The sequence below is a fragment of the Paenibacillus sp. LRG-1 genome, from assembly GCF_057220305.1.
This window is the reverse complement of the sequence record NZ_CM170126.1, coordinates 2,265,285-2,282,656: the sequence shown is the minus strand read 5'-3', so window position 1 is coordinate 2,282,656 and position 17,372 is coordinate 2,265,285. Positions and strand designations below refer to the sequence as shown.

The window sequence follows — 17,372 nt, the reverse complement described above, 5'->3', positions numbered from 1 at the left end:
ATACTATTCGACACCTTCTACGACCACTCGATAACTTGACCTGGTCCATAACGCGGATTCAGGTAGGCTTCCAGCGGACAGTCCAACAACCGTACAATGATCCCCCGACGACTTTCAAGCGGCTGTACCTGCATAAGTAGACCGTCTACCCGAACCTCTGCAAGCTCCTCAGCCTCTTTCCACATCCCTTGCCATACCATTTCCATTGGCATCACAGTATATAGTGTCATTGAGGTAGCTCCCTGCTTTGCTCCCCTGACAGTGTCTCTGTAGGAGTTCCTGTGGGACTGGGAGAAAAAGGAGCATACGGAGCCTGCTGTTGAATCCCAGCGATCCCGTTTTGCTGACGCCGCGTTTCAATAATGGTGTTCAGCTGTTTTAAAGCCTCTCCGATGCCTCCAACCGCGTCCATCAATCCATACTTCACTGCATCCGCTCCCCCAACCGCTGTACCAATATCGCGGTTTAACTCACCGGTTTTAAACATCAGTTCCTTAAACTGCTCTTCTGTAATACGAGAATGAGAAACGACGAAGCGTACAACACGTTCCTGCATTTTTTCCATGTATTCAAAAGTTTGTGGTACTCCAATGACCAGACCGTTCATACGAATGGGATGAATGGTCATCGTCGCACTCTCCGCAATGTAGGAATAAGTGGAAGACACAGCAATGGGCACACCGATGCTATGCCCCCCACCTATGACAATAGTCACCGTTGGTTTACTCATCGATGCGATCATTTCAGCAATAGCCAGTCCTGCCTCTACATCACCACCAACTGTATTCAGCAAAATCATTAATCCTTCGATACGAGGATTTTGTTCTGCCGCTACCAACTGGGGAATAATGTGCTCATATTTTGTCGTTTTGTTTTGAGGCGGTAAAATGAGATGCCCTTCAATCTGACCGATAATCGTCATGCAAAAAATATTGGACTCGCCTCCAGGCATGGAGGTTTGACCCAGTTGCTGCAAAGCCTCCATAGCAGGTAAAGCGGGTCTTTGCCCAATTTCTGGTTGATCTGGAGCTTCCGTTTCCTCGTTGCCAGATGTTAGATTGCTGTATTGTTCCATATGGGTGATCTTCCTTTCGCTTTACGCATCTATATGACCCGTATTCACCCTATAGTATGGGATGGAAATGGAATAATTTATACCCGACCCCATGCTTTTCCTTGTCCCGCAAAATCAAAAAAGCCTCTCCTCCCGCGGAAACCGTCCAATATTTCCTGCGGGAAGAGAGGCGACTGTGTGCCTGTGACTTAAGTTTTTAATTCAGGTTTTTGAACAAATTTCAATTGAATCACACTTCCATTATAATTGGCAGGATCATCGGTCTGCGACGAGTTTGCTCATACAAGAAGCGACCTAGTGCATCCTTGACATTTGTCTTGAGGGAAGCCCATTCATTTACATTTTCACTCATGAGCTTATGCAGTGTACTTGAGACAATACGATTTGCTTCATCCAGTAGACCTTCCGATTCACGGACATATACGAAACCGCGGGAAATGATATCTGGGCCTGATTTAATCGTTCCGTCTTGCTTGCTCAGCGTGACAACCACCACCAAAATACCGTCCTGTGACAGCAATTTGCGGTCGCGCAATACGATATTTCCTACATCCCCTACGCCTAGTCCATCGATCAGTACGTTGCCTGCTGTAACTTTACCAGCTCTGCGTGCTCCGCCATTCTGAATTTCAATGACTTCACCGATATCCGTGATGAAGATATTTTCAGGCTCTATACCTACGCCTTCAGCAAGAAGAGCGTGACGACGTTGCATTCTGAACTCACCATGAATTGGCAAGAAGAACTTTGGTTTCATCAGATTCAGCATCAGCTTGAGTTCTTCCTGGCTTCCGTGTCCAGAAACGTGGATACCTGGATTAGCTGCGCTGTAATATACATTGGCACCTAGACGGAACAGTTCATCTATTGTACGTCCAACGTATTTTTCATTACCCGGTACCGGAGTAGCTGCGATGATGACTGAATCCCCTGGAAGAATGTCAACCTTTCGATGTGTGGAACGAGCCATTCTTGTCAAAGCGGACATCGGTTCACCCTGACTGCCTGTGCAGAGAATAACTACACGATCCGCTGACATTTTGCCAACTTCTTCAGGCTCAATCAGCATTCCATCTGGAATTTCCAAATAGCCCAAGTCCGAAGCAATACCTACGACATTAACCATGCTTCGACCAATAACTGTTACTTTACGTCCCGTTGCTTCAGCAGCATTAATTACCTGCTGAATACGATGTACGTTAGAAGCAAAAGTGGCTACGACCACACGCTGTCTCGACTTGCGGAAAATGTCTTCCAGGACAATACCAACGCTCTTTTCCGAAGGTGTAAAGCCCGGTTTCTCGGCATTTGTACTGTCTGACAAAAGAGCCAGTACACCACGTGTGCCAATTTCAGCCATACGCTGCAAATCTGCATATTGTCCGTTCACCGGAGTATGGTCAAATTTGAAGTCACCTGTATGAACAACAGCGCCTTCAGGAGTATCAATACATACACCTACAGAATCCGGAATACTATGGTTGGTTCTGAAGAAAGTTGCTTTTAGTGTGGAACCCAGCTTGATTTCGGAATCAGCATTGATCAAAATACGTTTGGTTTCACCAAGCAGATTCGCTTCCTTCAGCTTGTTTTCCACCAATCCCAGCGTCAATTTGGTACCATATACTGGTACATTCAAATGTTTCAACACGTAAGGCAAACCGCCGATATGGTCCTCGTGACCATGAGTCAGCACAATGCCTCTTACTTTGTCGCGGTTCTCTGTAAGGTAGGAAATATCAGGAATAACGATATCAATGCCCAGCATGTCCTCTTCCGGGAATTTCAGACCGGAATCCACCACGACAATGTCATTGCCGTATTGAACGACATACATATTTTTCCCGATTTCACCGACGCCGCCCAAAGCGAAAATCATCAATTTATCGTTGTTTGTTTTTTTAGACAAATGAATCTAAACCTCCTATGGTAGTTGGACGTCGTACCTTGATTTGTTTATTTAATTTTCAAAAAAATACCGCACCCAGTCACTTGACCCCATTATACATGATTAAAATAAGAAAAAACAAGTCATCCTGTTCGTTACGCTAGGTTTCCCATTGCCGTCTGAAACCATTAGTATCTGTCATTTTATCTACATGCATAGTTAAAAGCACAGCAAAAAGGACGTCCTATAAGAACGCCCTTCACGCTGGAGAACCTTGTCAGACAATAAACCCTATCGGTTTTGTACCTACCGACTGCCCTTAACAAGGATACTCCTTAGTATTAATTAACAGCTTACATTCCTATTTCTCTTTAGCGGGTAAATAATTTCTTAATAAATTCCGCTTCATCCTCAGTTGGAGGAATGAGTGGCAACCGAACCGAACCTACCTTAATCCCCCGTAATTCCAATGCATATTTTACTGCCACCGGATTAGGCAGAGGATGAGGACAGCCAAACAAACCCTTGAAAATCGGGAACAACTGCTGATGCAACTTGGCTGCCTCCTGCGAGTGTCCTCCTACAAGTGAATCGATCATCTGCTTCATTTCAGCACCTACCACATGACTCGCTACGCTGATAATACCATAAGCACCTACAGCCATAGCAGGCAACCCAGAAGCATCATCCCCGGAATAAACCAGAAAACCTTCTGGCGCTGCCGCTGCAATCTGTGTGACCTGCGCAAGTGATGCACATTCTTTGGTTCCCACAATGTTCGGAATTTGTGCAAGACGCAGCGTTGTTTCAGCTGTTAGACTCGCTCCAGTACGGCTTGGAACATTATACAGTATAGCTGGAAGGGATGTGGAGTTTGCAATACTTTCGAAATGCTGATACATCCCTTCCTGATTCGGTTTATTATAATATGGTACTACCAGTAGAACACCATCTGCTCCTGCCTGCTCCGCGGCACGGGTTAGATGAATAGAGTGACGCGTATTGTTGCTTCCAGTCCCGGCAATAATTTTACATCGTCCAGCTGCTTTTTCTACAACAAATGCAAACAACTTGATTTTTTCATCATCGCTCAGGGTAGGAGACTCCCCTGTTGTTCCAGATACAACAAGTGACTCTGAGTGCTGTTCTTCTATTAAGTAATCAATCAACGAGGACAATGCAGTCCAGTCAATCTCTCCTTGCTGATCAAAAGGTGTCACCATTGCGGTAATCAATCTGCCGAAGTTCACCATGCTGCCTCCTTTTTGCAAGTCCGAGCACGGACAATGCACCTATTGATGGAGTTCAAATTTATTATGCAATGCGCGTACAGCCTGCACCATATCTTCTTTTTTAACAAGTACCCAGATCGTCGTGTTGGAATCTGCGGATTGAAGGATCTGTACGTCTGATTCTGCCAATGCCTCCACAATCGTCGCCATAATGCCCGGTACCCCGTTGATACCACCGCCTATGACAGAAACTTTAGCACACCCGGCCAGTATCTTAGGTTCTAGACCCAAACCGTTCAATACTTCAACCGCTTTGCTTCCATCATGATCGAACACAGTATAAACTGCCCCCGATGGAGTTACGTTAATAAAGTCAACGCTGATTCCATGTTCAGCCATAGATTTGAATACTTGTAATTGCAAGTGCTCCAAACCCGGCTTTAATTCAACATTAATCTGAGTGACATTGCCGACATACGCAATACCGGTCACGAAACGGTCTACGATGTCTGCCTGCACGTCTTTAAAGCCTTCCGGGTGGGTAACTAACGTACCTTCTCCTTCAGAGAAGGTAGAGCGAACACGGACCGGGATATTAGCCTGCATGGCGATTTCAACAGCACGAGGATGGATAACCTTTGCTCCCTGATGAGCCATATTGCAAATCTCCGTATAGCTAACATGTGTAAGTGGCTTTGCATTTTCCACAATGCGCGGATCGGCGGTTAATATACCATTCACATCCGTATAAATATCGACCATATCCGCATGTAGAGCAGCACCCAGAGCAGTAGCTGACGTATCGCTGCCGCCCCGACCCAAGGTGGTCATATCACCGTCTGCTGTTTGTCCCTGAAAACCTGTCACAATGACAACTCTGCCTTGGTTCAACTCTTCAACAACACGGTCTGGCTTTATATCCAAAATACGAGCATTGCCGTATTGATCATCCGTAATAAAGCCCGCCTGTGCCCCAGTTAGCACCGTAGCAGGAATACCTTCCTTCTCCATCAGGCTGCATAATGTAGCAGCAGAAATGATTTCACCACAGCACAGCAGTAAATCCCGCTCGCGCTTCGGAAGACTGTCGCCGTTAGACGCCGCCCAATCCAGCAGCGTGTCGGTGGCATAAGGCTCTCCTTTTCTCCCCATGGCCGACACAACAACAACCAATTGAAGATTTTGCTCCAGCTCCCGCTTCACATGTGCCAGCACAAGTTGACGTGCTTCAGGTGTGGACAGCGAGGTTCCCCCAAATTTTTGCACCAAAATACCCATTATTCTTCCCCCATATCGGAACGTTACTCCGCGTTTGCAGCAATAATTTCCGCGATTTGCACCGCGTTCCATGCCGCTCCTTTGAGCAGATTATCGGATACAACCCACAAATTCAATCCACGGCTATTGCCCAAATCACGGCGTACACGCCCCACAAATACGTCAGGTTTTCCAGCAGCTTCGGATGCCAGTGGATAAAGCTGAGCAGCAGGATCGTCCACTAGCGTTACTCCCGGTGCCGAAGCCAGCAGATTGCGGATTTCTTCTAAATCATAATCTTTTTTAAGTTCTACATATACAGATTCCGAGTGACCGTATACAACAGGAATACGTACACACGTTGCTGTTACGTCCACAGATTCGTCACCCAGTATTTTTTTCGTTTCACGTACCATTTTCATTTCTTCCAGTGTATAACCATTGTCCTGGAATTTATCGATTTGCGGGATAGCATTGAAAGCAATCTGATGCTTTACTGGCAACGAGCCTACTGGCAACAGATCAGGCTGAACTTCATCACCGTTAAGAATCGCTGCGCTTTGACGATTCAATTCATCAATAGCTCGGCTTCCAGCCCCGGAAACGGCCTGGTATGTGGATACTATGATACGAGAAATGCCATACTGATCATATAATGGTTTCAAAGCAGCTACCATCTGAATGGTGGAGCAGTTCGGGTTCGCAATAATTCCTTGATGCTCGGCAATTTTGTCGCTATTCACCTCAGGCACTACAAGAGGAGCTGTCGGATCCATTCGGAATGCATTGGTGTTGTCAATGCAAACCGCCCCATGACGAACAGCATGCGGCGCCAATTCCTTACTTACGTCTCCACCTGCACTAAACAAAGCAATGTCGATTCCTTCAAAGCTGTCGGGGGTAGCAATCTCTACTGGAATTTGCTGACCTTTAAAGCTAATTAACGTGCCGGCAGAACGAGGCGAAGAAAGAAATTTGATTTTGTCCACAGGAAAATCCCGTTTTTCCAGCAGATTTACGATCTGTTCTCCTACAGCGCCTGTTGCTCCAACGACAGCTACATTAAACTTTCTATTGCTCATCTGGTGTATCTCCCCTTCTCGACTAAAAAACCATTTTTTATTCTGAAAGCATCCACCGCCAACAAGAAATTAGACTCGATACAATATCGAATCATCTTCTAGGCGAGGGATGCTCAGCAGTTAACTATAGTACTTCATGGGGTCTTGCGTTCCACAATCATCGGCTGAAGCTGTTTACCTTGCAATGCTTCATAAGCAGCCTCGGGGATCAACTCCATGTTAGCTACAAGCGAGTTCGGCTTTTTAACTGGATTGTCCTGTCCGAACGGCACAAAAAAGATATTTTTGGCTACGAGTAATTTGGCGATATTGGCAGCATTTAGACCCAGTCCATCATTAGTAGATATGGCTAAAAGAAGTGGACGACCGTTGCGCAATTGCGCCTTGGCAGCCATCAAAACCGGACTGTCTGTCATCGCATTCGCTAACTTACTCATTGAATTCCCCGTCAAAGGTGCAATCACCAGCACATCGAGTATTTGGGAGGGACCCAGTGGCTCAGCCTCCACAATTGTAGAAATGATATCATTCCCTGTTATATCTTTCAACTGTTTTTGCCAACTTTGCGAAGTACCAAAGCGAGTATCCGTTGTTAGTACTGTATTGGATATAATAGGAATGACCTTCGCACCCTCATCAACAAAGCGCTGTATAACAGGCATTACCTCTTCAAATGTGCAATGTGAGCCTGTAATTGCATAACCTACTGTTTTCCCTTGCCAACTCATTGTGCATCCCCCCGATCAGGATTATCTTCCATTAACAACTGCACCAGCGTATTCGCTATAATGGCACCAGCAGTTTTGGGAGCAACAATACCGGGAAGACCAGGGGCAAGCATAGCCTTGATTCCACGCTTTTCCGCATAACGGAAATCACATCCGCCCGGGGCGGAAGCAAGATCTATAATCACGGTGCTCAATGGCAATTTAGACAGGATTTGCGCTGTGATAATCATAGAGGGTATCGTATTAAAAATCAAGTCAACTCCCTTTGTCTCTTGCGCTAAATCCCTTGTCATAAAAGGCTTCCAACCCATTTCCACGGCTCTCGCTGCATCCTCTGCCCGCCGTACTCCAACCTTCACTCTGGCTCCCAACCCCTGTAGTGCCCTTGCCATGGTAAATCCAGTCCGTCCCATGCCTAGAACCATACAATCTGCACCGTGAATCGTAAAATCGGTATGCTGAATGGCCATCATCAGTGCGCCTTCGGCCGTAGGTATAGAGTTGTATATGGCCACATCATCTCTCTCCAGCAGCTCTACCAGCTTTAACTCATGTCTGGTACAAATTTCTTTTAAGTACGTCCGCGCCATCCCTGTATATACAACACAATGCGGTGGAAGAGCAGCAGCATGCTCATTCAGAAACTGGAGCTTCTGTGCTCCAAAAAGTGCATTTACGTTGCCTTCCTCATCGCATCCCACCACCGGCAAAATCAGTGCGTCTGACGATTCCAGCAGCTTGACAGACATTGGTTCTAGTGTCACTCCTTTGAGTGGTACTTCAAGCTTGTCAAAACCGACCACACTGACGGTAGCATCCATGTCCACACATTTGCGGATTACCTCAAGCTGCCTCGCATCGCCACCCAAAACAACGACGCGTATTCCTGTTAGCATCCGGATCACTCCTTTCCGAGACACGATATGCTTTTAGTCTATGCGAGTGCCCGGAGAGGGGTGAAAAAACACAAAAAAAAGCCGCCCCTTTATGAGGCGACCTTTATTTGCATGCTTACTCTTAAGCAAGAAATTTGAAGATTTTACAAAATAGACATTCGTATATCGCAAACCAACCATAACCTCAGCGTCCTGTATGGCCAAAGCCTCCAGCACCACGCACTGTTTCAGATAAATGGTCTACTTGTTTCAGCTCTACCTCAGGTACAACCTGAAATACCATTTGTGCAATTCGCTCATTGCGCGTAATCGTGAACGATTCCTCGCCCAAATTAATAAGAAGTACCTTAATCTCCCCACGATAATCCGCATCAATCGTTCCCGGTGTATTGAGACATGTAATACCATGCTTAAGAGCCAGTCCACTTCGCGGACGGATCTGTGCCTCCAATCCCGCTGGCATAGCTATTGCAAATCCAGTTGGAACGAGGCAACGTTTGCCGGGTTCCAGTACCAGATTTTCCTGTACTGCTGCATACAAGTCAAACCCTGATGCAAGCTCTGACATTTTGCGGGGCAGCTCAATATCTTCATTGCCCGCGAGTCTGTTAATTTCCACGTAAGTTAACAAAATAGTCCCTCCTCATATCCTTTACCGCTGAATCACTCGCTCCCACCATCGACAGGGCAAACGGCTCCGAGAACATCCGATCCAGCACTTTATTCACATCATTTGCCGTCACTTGCTCGATATGCTCGATCATTTGATCCAGCGTATAATGCTGACCAAGCATCAATTCATTTTTTCCAAGCCGATTCATCCGGCTACCTGTACTTTCAAGGCTTAAAATCAAACTTCCTTTTAATTGCTCCTTACCTTTACGAAGCTCATTAGCGTCCAAACCGTTGACAGCCACATCTCGTAAAAGCTCCAGCGTCAAATCCAGCACGTCCTTTGTTTGCTTAGGAGCCGTACCTGCATAGATCGTGAACATACCACTGTCCGCATGGGAGCTATGATAGGAATAGACCGAATAAGCCAGTCCACGCTTTTCCCGAATTTCTTGAAACAAACGTGAACTCATGCCGCCGCCGATCGCGTTATTCAGCAAAACCATAGCATACTGGAGTTCGTCACCCGTTGCAAATCCAGGCAGGGATAAACAAATATGATTTTGCTCCGTTGCTTTCTCATGATACAACAGCTCACCGTTAAACGCAGGTACTGTCAGCGGCGAAACGGTTCCATGATTATCAAAATGTCCAAAATGTCGCTCCAACAATTCTACCAAGCGATCATCAACATTACCAGCCACACTGATAACTGTATTGTCGATTGTATAATGCTCCCTCATATAATGGCTGAGATGTGAGCTATCCATAGCAAGCAGGTGATCTTCGGTTCCGAGAATCGGATAAGCCAGTGGATGTTCACCATAGGCCGCGCGAGATACAAGATCATGAACCATATCATCCGGTGTATCCTCGTACATGGAGATTTCCTCCAAAATCACATTCTTCTCTTTTGCCAATTCTTCCTGATCTAGTTTGGAATTAAAAAACATATCAGACAGCACGTCAACTGCGATCGGTAGATGCTCATCCAACACCTTGGCATAATAGCATGTATATTCCTTCGAAGTGAAAGCATTAACATTTCCTCCGATGGCATCGAATTGCTCAGCGATTTCCTTAGCGTTAAAACGCTCTGTTCCTTTGAAAAGCATGTGTTCGATAAAATGAGAAATACCGCTATTGTCCGGCGTTTCATTTCGGGAGCCGGTTTTAACCCAGATACCGAAAGAAACAGAACGCACGGTTGGAATTTTTTCAATGACCACTCTTAGGCCGTTTTTGAGTTGAATTCTTTCCACGATTGGCCCTCCTAAACTGAATTGCATACTTAGCCATAATGTTCAATCCTAACAGAAAAAAGACGTTCACTCAACCGGAGCAGGTAGCTGTCGATCAGGGGAAAGTGTCTGACTGACAGTTCCGAGCACAAGTCCCTTACTACGAATGGCATGGATCATGCCTTTGAGAGCAGCCGCTGAGGAGTCTGTTGGGTGCATCAATATCAGTGTGCCTGATTCAACTTTACTACTGATTTTGTTAATCACCGATTCTGGTGACGGATGTTTCCAATCTACAGTGTCCAATGTCCACAACACTGTTTTGAGCCCACGTTCTGCTGCTATATCCACCGTTTGCTGATTAAAATCGCCCGATGGAGGGGCAAACCAGTTATTTTTGACGCCCAAAGTTTCTTGAAGAAGCTCTTGTGTCTTTTCAATTTCTAGTGTGGCTCTGGCCCGACTCAGACGGCTCATATTCGGATGAGAGTAAGCATGATTCGAAAGCTCATGCCCTCTTTTTTGAATCTCCTTGGCGAGTTCTGGATTTTTTTTCAGCCAACTTCCATCAAGAAAAAATGTAGCCTTGACCTTTTCCTGATCCAGCGTGTTCAGTATCGGCAGGATAAATTCATTCCCCCATGCTACATTGATCATGAAGGATACCATCGGCTTTTCGGGATTCCCCCTGTAAATTGGAACATTACCAAGCTGATTTAAATGTATTTTAGGTGCCAATTGCCGATATACATATTGAATGGGTCGATCCGGAGATGCAATCGCTTTGCGATAGGTAGCATCCAAATCCACCTCCAGTCCGTTATAGCCTGGAATACCCTTCCATACCCTGTCGATCTTGGCATCAACTGGTTCCCGCCGCTGACGGGCTGCTTCTGTTCTTAGTCGCTGCATAAGCGCATTATCGGGTAAAGCCGCCATCGCCATCGTTGTTTCAGCTTTAGGCTCCCCAACTCCTGTAGCGTCTCCATTGCGTAATTGATTAGCGAAGTCACGAACCCCGCTAAACTGTCCGATTACCAGTGTGATGGCTAAACTGGCTACCACCCACACTGCTCTTTTTGCCCTACTCATGATTCCTTCATCCTCCCGCCCGTTTGTCCACATTGTATGCGGGGAGGACAAGAACTATGACGCAGTAGCCTCTAGAAGCCTACTTTGGCGCAGCTTGTGCATATGTATGAAAAAAGAGCCAGAAACGTAGCTCTGCCTCTTTCCAAAAGCTTAAACAATGCTATTCAAATCCCTTGTACTGTTAATACGAAAAGCTACTCCTGCCTTTCTAGTCTGCAACATGCAGGTACCTAGGATTTTGCAGGTGCTTCTGCAGTCAGAACAGCCTTACGGGACAGATTGACACGACCTTGTTGATCAATTTCGGTTACTTTCACCGTAATTGTATCCCCAATAGCAATTACATCTTCAACCTTGGCTACACGTTCAGTAGACAGTTGAGAAATATGAACCAGACCATCTTTGCCCGGTAAAATTTCAACAAATGCACCGAATTTCTCAATCCGTTTTACTGTACCGATGTAAATCTCACCGACCACGACTTCCTTTACGATACCCTCAATAATGGAACGTGCTTTTTCATTCATCTCTTGATTTGTGGAAGCGATGAACACACGACCATCTTGTTCAATATCGATTTTCACGCCGGTTTCTTCGATGATTTTGTTGATGATTTTACCACCAGCTCCAATAACATCACGGATTTTGTCCGGGTTAATGTGCATCGTCATAATTTTTGGAGCATACTGAGACAACTGCTCACGTGGCTTCTGGATCGCTTCCATCATTTTGCTAAGAATGAACAAGCGTCCTTCTTTAGCTTGCTTGAGCGCATCCTGTAAAATCTGGCGGTCAATACCGTTAATTTTAATATCCATTTGAATGGCAGTTACGCCTTCCGCGGTACCAGCAACTTTAAAGTCCATATCGCCCAGGTGGTCTTCCATCCCTTGGATATCAGTCAATACGGAAACATGGTCTCCATCCTTGATCAATCCCATCGCTACACCTGCAACCGGAGCTTTAATCGGTACACCTGCATCCATCATAGCCAGTGTACTTGCACAAATACTAGCTTGTGAAGTCGAACCATTTGATTCCAGTACCTCGGAAACCAAACGGATGGTGTATGGAAATTCAGTTTCGGAAGGAATTACTTTGGAAAGTGCACGTTCACCAAGAGCACCATGTCCGATTTCACGACGGCCTGGCGCACGCAAAGGACGAGCCTCACCTACGCTGAATGGCGGGAAATTGTAATGATGCATGAAGCGTTTTGTTTCTTCCAGATCAATACCGTCCAAAATTTGTACATCACCCAATGCACCAAGTGTACAAATGCTAAGTGCTTGCGTTTGACCGCGTGTAAATAAGCCCGAACCATGAGTACGCGGCAAAATGCTAGTGTCGCTTTCAATCGGACGAATTTCGTCAAGCTTACGACCATCAGGACGCACTTTATCATGCGTGATCAGACGACGTACTTCTTCCTTGACGATATCATAGAGAACTTCGCTCACGTCGCTCAAAAGCTCAGGTGTCTCTATGTATTGTGATTCAAAATGGGCAACTGTCTCTTCGTTGACTGCATCAATCGCCTCTTGACGGGCGTGTTTTTCTGCAATTTTAACAGCTTCCATTAAACGTTCAGCTGCATAAGCACGTACTTCACTGTTCACTTTTTCATCAACAGCATGCAGTTTAACCTGCATTTTTTCTTTACCTGCTACTTGCACCAATTGTTCAATGACTGCCACAATGTTCTTAATCTCATCATGACCGAACATAATAGCTTCCAGCATAACTTCCTCTGGAATCTCATTGCCCTCGGCTTCTACCATCATGATGGCATCTTTCGTTCCGGCTACAACCAGGTACAGATCGCTTGCATTCTGCTGTGAAATATCCGGGTTAATCACAAATTGCCCGTCTACACGTCCTACAGCGACTCCACCGATTGGCCCATTAAAAGGTACATCCGAAATGCTAAGTGCTGCCGAGGTTCCGATCATTGCTGCAATTTCAGGTTCGCAATCCTGATCGACACTCATAACCAGGTTCAACACCTGTACATCATTCCGGAAACCTTCCGGGAACAATGGGCGAATTGGACGGTCTGTCAAACGGCTGGACAAAATTGCTTTTTGACTCGGACGTCCTTCACGTTTAATAAATCCGCCAGGAATTTTCCCTACAGCATACAATCTTTCCTCATAGTTTACGGTCAGGGGAAAAAAGTCCAAATCTTTCGGTTCACGGGAAGCGGTCACGGTACAAAGCACAACTGTTTCTCCGTAGCTCACTTTAACTGCCGCATTGGCTTGTTTCGCAAGACGTCCTGTTTCCAGCACCAGCTTTCTTCCGCCGAGCTGCATTTCTACGCGTTGCTCCATGGTATCCCTCCATTTCATTTCATTGTAAAAGTTCTATACATATCCAGTATTTCCTGCGCAGGGCTTATTCATAAGAAGCTAGCAGACAAATCAGGATATGTAATTCAAAAAAAGATTCCTCATTTCAAAAAAGAACCCGGCTGCTGTCCGCCGTCGCCTTAGCAGGGACAAGCGGTGAACAACCAGGCTTCTTTTCTCATTACATGTCTGAAAATTAACGACGCAGTCCGAGACGCTCGATCAACGCACTGTAACGTTTAACATCAGTCTTCTTCAGGTAAGCCAAAAGTTTACGACGCTGACCGACCATTTTCAACAACCCGCGGCGGGAGTGATGGTCTTTCTTGTGCGAACGAAAGTGACTTTGCAAGTTGACGATGTTTTCAGTAAGGATAGCGATTTGTACCTCTGGTGATCCTGTATCGGATTCATGAGTTTTGTACTCCTCGATCAATTGCTGTTTACGCTCTTGAGTCAATGCCATCCTGTTCACCTCCTTCATTATAATCGCCATTAGCCTCGTAGCCGCCGGTGAAAGCGGACAACCAAGCTAAGGTTCATCGTTGTTTACACAACATAAGTCAGTATAACACAGCGCCTGTCTTATGTAAATAAATTAGCCTAACAGCTTTTTAGCCGTTTGTGCGTCATTGCCAATTTGGCTGATCAGCTCATCTACCGAAGAGAATTTGCGTTCAGGGCGGATGTAATGGTGAAGCTCCACAAGCACAGAATTCCCATAAATTTGCTGATTAAAATCAAATAGGTGTACCTCAAACGACGGATTCAGCACACCTTCATGAAAAGTAGGCTTAACCCCTACATTCATTACACCATTTATCCAACGATCGCCTACAAGCGCCCGTACAGCGTATACACCCTTGATCGGAATCACGTAGGTATCATCCAGTTTGAGATTAGCAGTCGGAAAACCGATCGTACGTCCGCGCTTCTCTCCATCCATTACAGTACCTTGGATACGATAAGGACGTCCCAACCAGCGAGAGGCATGTGCTATATCCCCGTTCTGTAAAGCACGGCGAATGCCAGAACTGCTCACCTTGTCCCCATCCAGTTCGAACGGTGATACGGTGTGTACAGACATTAGCTCTCCTCCCAGCTTACGGAGGGTATCCTCATGCCCGGCTCCCCGGTGGCCAAACCGAAAATCAAAGCCTACTACCGCTGTTCGAATTTGCAACGGAAGCAGCACATCGCTTATAAACGCCTCAGGGCTGACCTTAGAAAATTCTTCGTTAAAACTCAAAATATAAAGTACGTCCACACCCATATCAGCCAGAATAGTCTGCTTGTCCGCAAGCGGTGTTAAATAACCTTCATAATCGCCTTTTTTCATGACTTCCTTTGGGTGAGGATGAAATGTCATGACAGATACCGGCACTTGCTGTTCACGAGCCAGCGCAACGGCCTTACGTATCACGCTTGCGTGTCCCAGATGAAGACCATCAAACTGACCGATCGCCGTGACCTGTGGACGTCCCCATTGCTGCAAAAGCTCATCACTCAATGGATAAGATAACGATACGGTAATCATTATTAATTCACCTGCATTTCACATCATTTGACTAACTTCGTCAAAATTATAGCACAATTCAAGGTAAAAAAACTTTAATGGGAGCGATCGCGTCTGATTCATCCCGACCATATATGCCTAAAAACGTTTTATCCTCTTTATACAAACGGAAGGGCTGGTTGTCCGTCACAGGTGGTGAAATCATATTCAGCGACAGACGTTGGCCTTGCAGAGCCGCAGTTACCTTGGCTTCAGCCACTATATGCTCAGGCATATAGTCAATCGCCTGATCCGTTGTAATAAGTCGCTCTCCAAGACTACCATCCGCTACGAAACGCTCTATCTCTTCGAAAGTCAGACAACGTTCCGCAGGAATTCCCGCAGACATGGTTCGCTCCAGCTTAACCATCGTTGAAGGATATCCTAATTCACGGCCAATATCAACACATAGTGTACGGATATAAGTACCTTTGGAGCATAAGGCACGAAAAGAAATATCCACATACGCCCCCGTCTCCGCGAATCCCGTCATTTCCAACTCGTAAATGCTCACTTCACGACTTTTGCGTTCCACGGTTTTGCCTTCTCGAGCCAGTTCATATAGACGTTTGCCATCCACTTTTAGCGCGGAGAACATTGGAGGCACTTGGGAAATCGTACCAACAAAACGTTTCAAAACCGCTTTGACTTCCACTTCCGTCACCTCTACTGGACGTTCACTCTCTTCCGTGATTTTCCCAGTTAGGTCTTCGGTATCCGTGGCAATTCCTAATCGCAGTGTAGCCCGATATTCTTTGGGCCGCTCTTGCATGTATTCCACCACACGGGTGGCACGTCCCAGACACAAAGGCAAAACACCAGTTACTTGCGGATCAAGCGTTCCAGTGTGTCCGATTCGCTTCATACCTAATAAACGGCGAGCCTTGGCCACCACATCATGAGAGGTAAATCCAGCAGGTTTATAGACAGGTAGAACGCCTTCCCAAGTTGCCTGTTCCTTCTTTATCGGGTTCATAGCTCAGACTTCACCCGCCCTACAACTGTCTCAATGATATCTCCCAGCTTACCCTCTAGCCGGCAGCCAGCTGCACGTACATGTCCACCGCCTCCAAATGATTGAGCCAGCGCAGCTACATCAACATTCCCTGCCGACCTCAAGCTGGCCTTGACCGCTTGATCATTAATAACCTTAAAGAAAATACCTACCTCAACTCCACGAATATTTCTTGGATAATTCACAATGCCTTCCAAGTCCTCATTTACAGCGCCACATTCCGTCATGTCGTCAGGTGATACTACGACCCAAGCAACTTTTCCATCCTCCGACATCGTGAGCGTCTGCAATGCTTTTGTCAGCATCTTCATTTGTGGAAAAGTCATTTCCTCCAGCAATTTCTCGGATAAAGATGGACCATCTACACCGTAAGCAAGTAGCTGTGACACAGTAGACATCACTTTCGGTGAAGTGTTGGAGTAACGGAAACCTCCTGTATCCGTTAGCAACCCTGTATATAAAGCCGTAGCTATTTCGACATCCCAAGTCACTGCGAACTCTTTCAGTAGGTCAAAAAGAATTTCTGCTGTTGCCGCAGCATCCGATTTAATCACATTAACTGTACCATACGCATCATTCGTTGGATGATGATCAATATTCAGGATAATGGCATCTTCCGTAAAAAACTGCTCTGTCAAACCAACACGACGGTAATCCGCACAATCTACACAAATGATCCGGTTGTATTTCCGTTCTGGCGGTTGCTGGCTCATATCCATAATCTCATCGGCATGCCATAAAAAATCCATACGCTTGGGAATAGGTCCCTCATTTAGCATGGTAAATTTCTTCCCCAGACATGAGAGAAGCCAGCCCACCGTTACGGTGGAGCTGACTGCGTCTCCGTCCGGCTGTACATGCGATACGATCAGGTAATCATCATGCTCCAGAATAAATTCCTTCGCTTGTTGAAGCGCCTGTTCATAGGTATGCATTGCCTTCTCCTTTACATTCAGTTCATGGTTTCTTCAGACAAACTAAAAGTTTTATTTTTCATCCTTGTCGATATCACTCAGCAGTTTTTCAATTCGACTGCCGTAAGCAATAGATTCGTCAATTTTGAAAATCAACTCAGGAATATGGCGCAGCCGTATCCGTTTGCCGAGTTCAGAACGAAGATAACCGTTCGCTTTGTCCAATGCCTTCAGGGAAGAATTTTTTTGTTCTTCATCCCCGAGCACGCTCAAGTATATTTTCGCTTGGGACAAATCATTTGTAAGATCGACACCCGTTACCGTGATAAAACCGATGCGGGGGTCTTTTAATTCAGTTTGTATGAGTTGGCTTAGCTCCTTCTTGATCTGCTCGCCAACCCGACCTGTACGTATTTTAGCCATGGATGCTCACC

At 46.0% G+C, this 17,372-nt stretch carries 17 protein-coding genes; all 17 read right to left on the bottom strand.

Annotated features, from left to right (window positions below; translation table 11 throughout):
• Window positions 1–17: 17 nt before the first annotated feature.
• A complete protein-coding gene (locus ACUUJN_RS10305; protein ID WP_023988229.1) occupies window positions 18–230 on the bottom strand; it encodes a YlzJ-like family protein in 213 nt (70 codons plus the stop codon).
• Window positions 227–1,075, bottom strand: a complete 849-nt coding sequence (locus ACUUJN_RS10300) for a ClpP family protease (RefSeq protein WP_023988228.1) — start codon at window positions 1,073–1,075, stop codon at window positions 227–229. The genes ACUUJN_RS10305 and ACUUJN_RS10300 overlap by 4 nt, the downstream gene beginning before the upstream one ends.
• A 229-nt stretch (window positions 1,076–1,304) precedes the next feature.
• Entirely contained in the window at window positions 1,305–2,984 is a 1,680-nt protein-coding gene (locus tag ACUUJN_RS10295) for a ribonuclease J (protein WP_013309942.1), read from the bottom strand.
• 350 nt (window positions 2,985–3,334) lie between these two features.
• Window positions 3,335–4,216: a 4-hydroxy-tetrahydrodipicolinate synthase gene (gene dapA, locus ACUUJN_RS10290; protein WP_069080939.1), complete on the bottom strand. Its 882-nt coding sequence runs from the start codon at window positions 4,214–4,216 to the stop codon at window positions 3,335–3,337.
• Window positions 4,217–4,255: 39 nt separating this feature from the next.
• Window positions 4,256–5,473, bottom strand: coding sequence for an aspartate kinase (dapG, locus tag ACUUJN_RS10285; protein WP_013309940.1), 1,218 nt, complete (start codon window positions 5,471–5,473; stop codon window positions 4,256–4,258).
• A gap of 23 nt (window positions 5,474–5,496) precedes the next feature.
• Window positions 5,497–6,534, bottom strand: a complete 1,038-nt coding sequence (locus ACUUJN_RS10280; protein WP_013309939.1) for an aspartate-semialdehyde dehydrogenase — start codon at window positions 6,532–6,534, stop codon at window positions 5,497–5,499.
• A gap of 134 nt (window positions 6,535–6,668) precedes the next feature.
• Entirely contained in the window at window positions 6,669–7,262 is a 594-nt protein-coding gene (locus ACUUJN_RS10275) for a dipicolinate synthase subunit B (protein ID WP_023988226.1), read from the bottom strand.
• A complete protein-coding gene (gene dpsA, locus ACUUJN_RS10270) occupies window positions 7,259–8,158 on the bottom strand; it encodes a dipicolinate synthase subunit DpsA (protein WP_028542709.1) in 900 nt (299 codons plus the stop codon). The genes ACUUJN_RS10275 and dpsA overlap by 4 nt, the downstream gene beginning before the upstream one ends.
• A gap of 184 nt (window positions 8,159–8,342) precedes the next feature.
• The gene (gene dut / locus ACUUJN_RS10265; RefSeq protein WP_023988224.1) at window positions 8,343–8,789 is read right to left on the bottom strand and encodes a dUTP diphosphatase; all 447 of its coding nucleotides are present in this window, start codon (window positions 8,787–8,789) and stop codon (window positions 8,343–8,345) included.
• Window positions 8,767–10,032 carry a M16 family metallopeptidase gene (locus ACUUJN_RS10260; protein ID WP_023988223.1) on the bottom strand — a complete coding sequence of 422 codons (1,266 nt, stop codon included), beginning with the start codon at window positions 10,030–10,032 and terminating at the stop codon, window positions 8,767–8,769. The genes dut and ACUUJN_RS10260 overlap by 23 nt, the downstream gene beginning before the upstream one ends.
• A 66-nt stretch (window positions 10,033–10,098) precedes the next feature.
• Entirely contained in the window at window positions 10,099–11,103 is a 1,005-nt protein-coding gene (locus ACUUJN_RS10255) for a polysaccharide deacetylase family protein (protein WP_484669555.1), read from the bottom strand.
• Between the two features lie 230 nt (window positions 11,104–11,333).
• Complete coding sequence (pnp, locus tag ACUUJN_RS10250; protein WP_484669554.1) at window positions 11,334–13,436, bottom strand: polyribonucleotide nucleotidyltransferase; 2,103 nt, start codon at window positions 13,434–13,436, stop codon at window positions 11,334–11,336.
• Window positions 13,437–13,650: 214 nt separating this feature from the next.
• The gene (gene rpsO / locus ACUUJN_RS10245) at window positions 13,651–13,920 is read right to left on the bottom strand and encodes a 30S ribosomal protein S15 (RefSeq protein ID WP_007430074.1); all 270 of its coding nucleotides are present in this window, start codon (window positions 13,918–13,920) and stop codon (window positions 13,651–13,653) included.
• 132 nt (window positions 13,921–14,052) lie between these two features.
• Entirely contained in the window at window positions 14,053–14,991 is a 939-nt protein-coding gene (locus tag ACUUJN_RS10240; RefSeq protein WP_023988220.1) for a bifunctional riboflavin kinase/FAD synthetase, read from the bottom strand.
• Between the two features lie 58 nt (window positions 14,992–15,049).
• The gene (gene truB, locus ACUUJN_RS10235; RefSeq protein WP_053325268.1) at window positions 15,050–15,985 is read right to left on the bottom strand and encodes a tRNA pseudouridine(55) synthase TruB; all 936 of its coding nucleotides are present in this window, start codon (window positions 15,983–15,985) and stop codon (window positions 15,050–15,052) included.
• The gene (locus ACUUJN_RS10230) at window positions 15,982–16,959 is read right to left on the bottom strand and encodes a DHH family phosphoesterase (RefSeq protein ID WP_484669553.1); all 978 of its coding nucleotides are present in this window, start codon (window positions 16,957–16,959) and stop codon (window positions 15,982–15,984) included. Before ACUUJN_RS10230 ends, truB begins: the two co-directional genes overlap by 4 nt.
• Window positions 16,960–17,010: 51 nt before the next feature.
• On the bottom strand, window positions 17,011–17,361 hold the full coding sequence (gene rbfA, locus ACUUJN_RS10225) for a 30S ribosome-binding factor RbfA (protein WP_010346342.1): 351 nt from the start codon (window positions 17,359–17,361) through the stop codon (window positions 17,011–17,013).
• Window positions 17,362–17,372 lie beyond the last annotated feature (11 nt).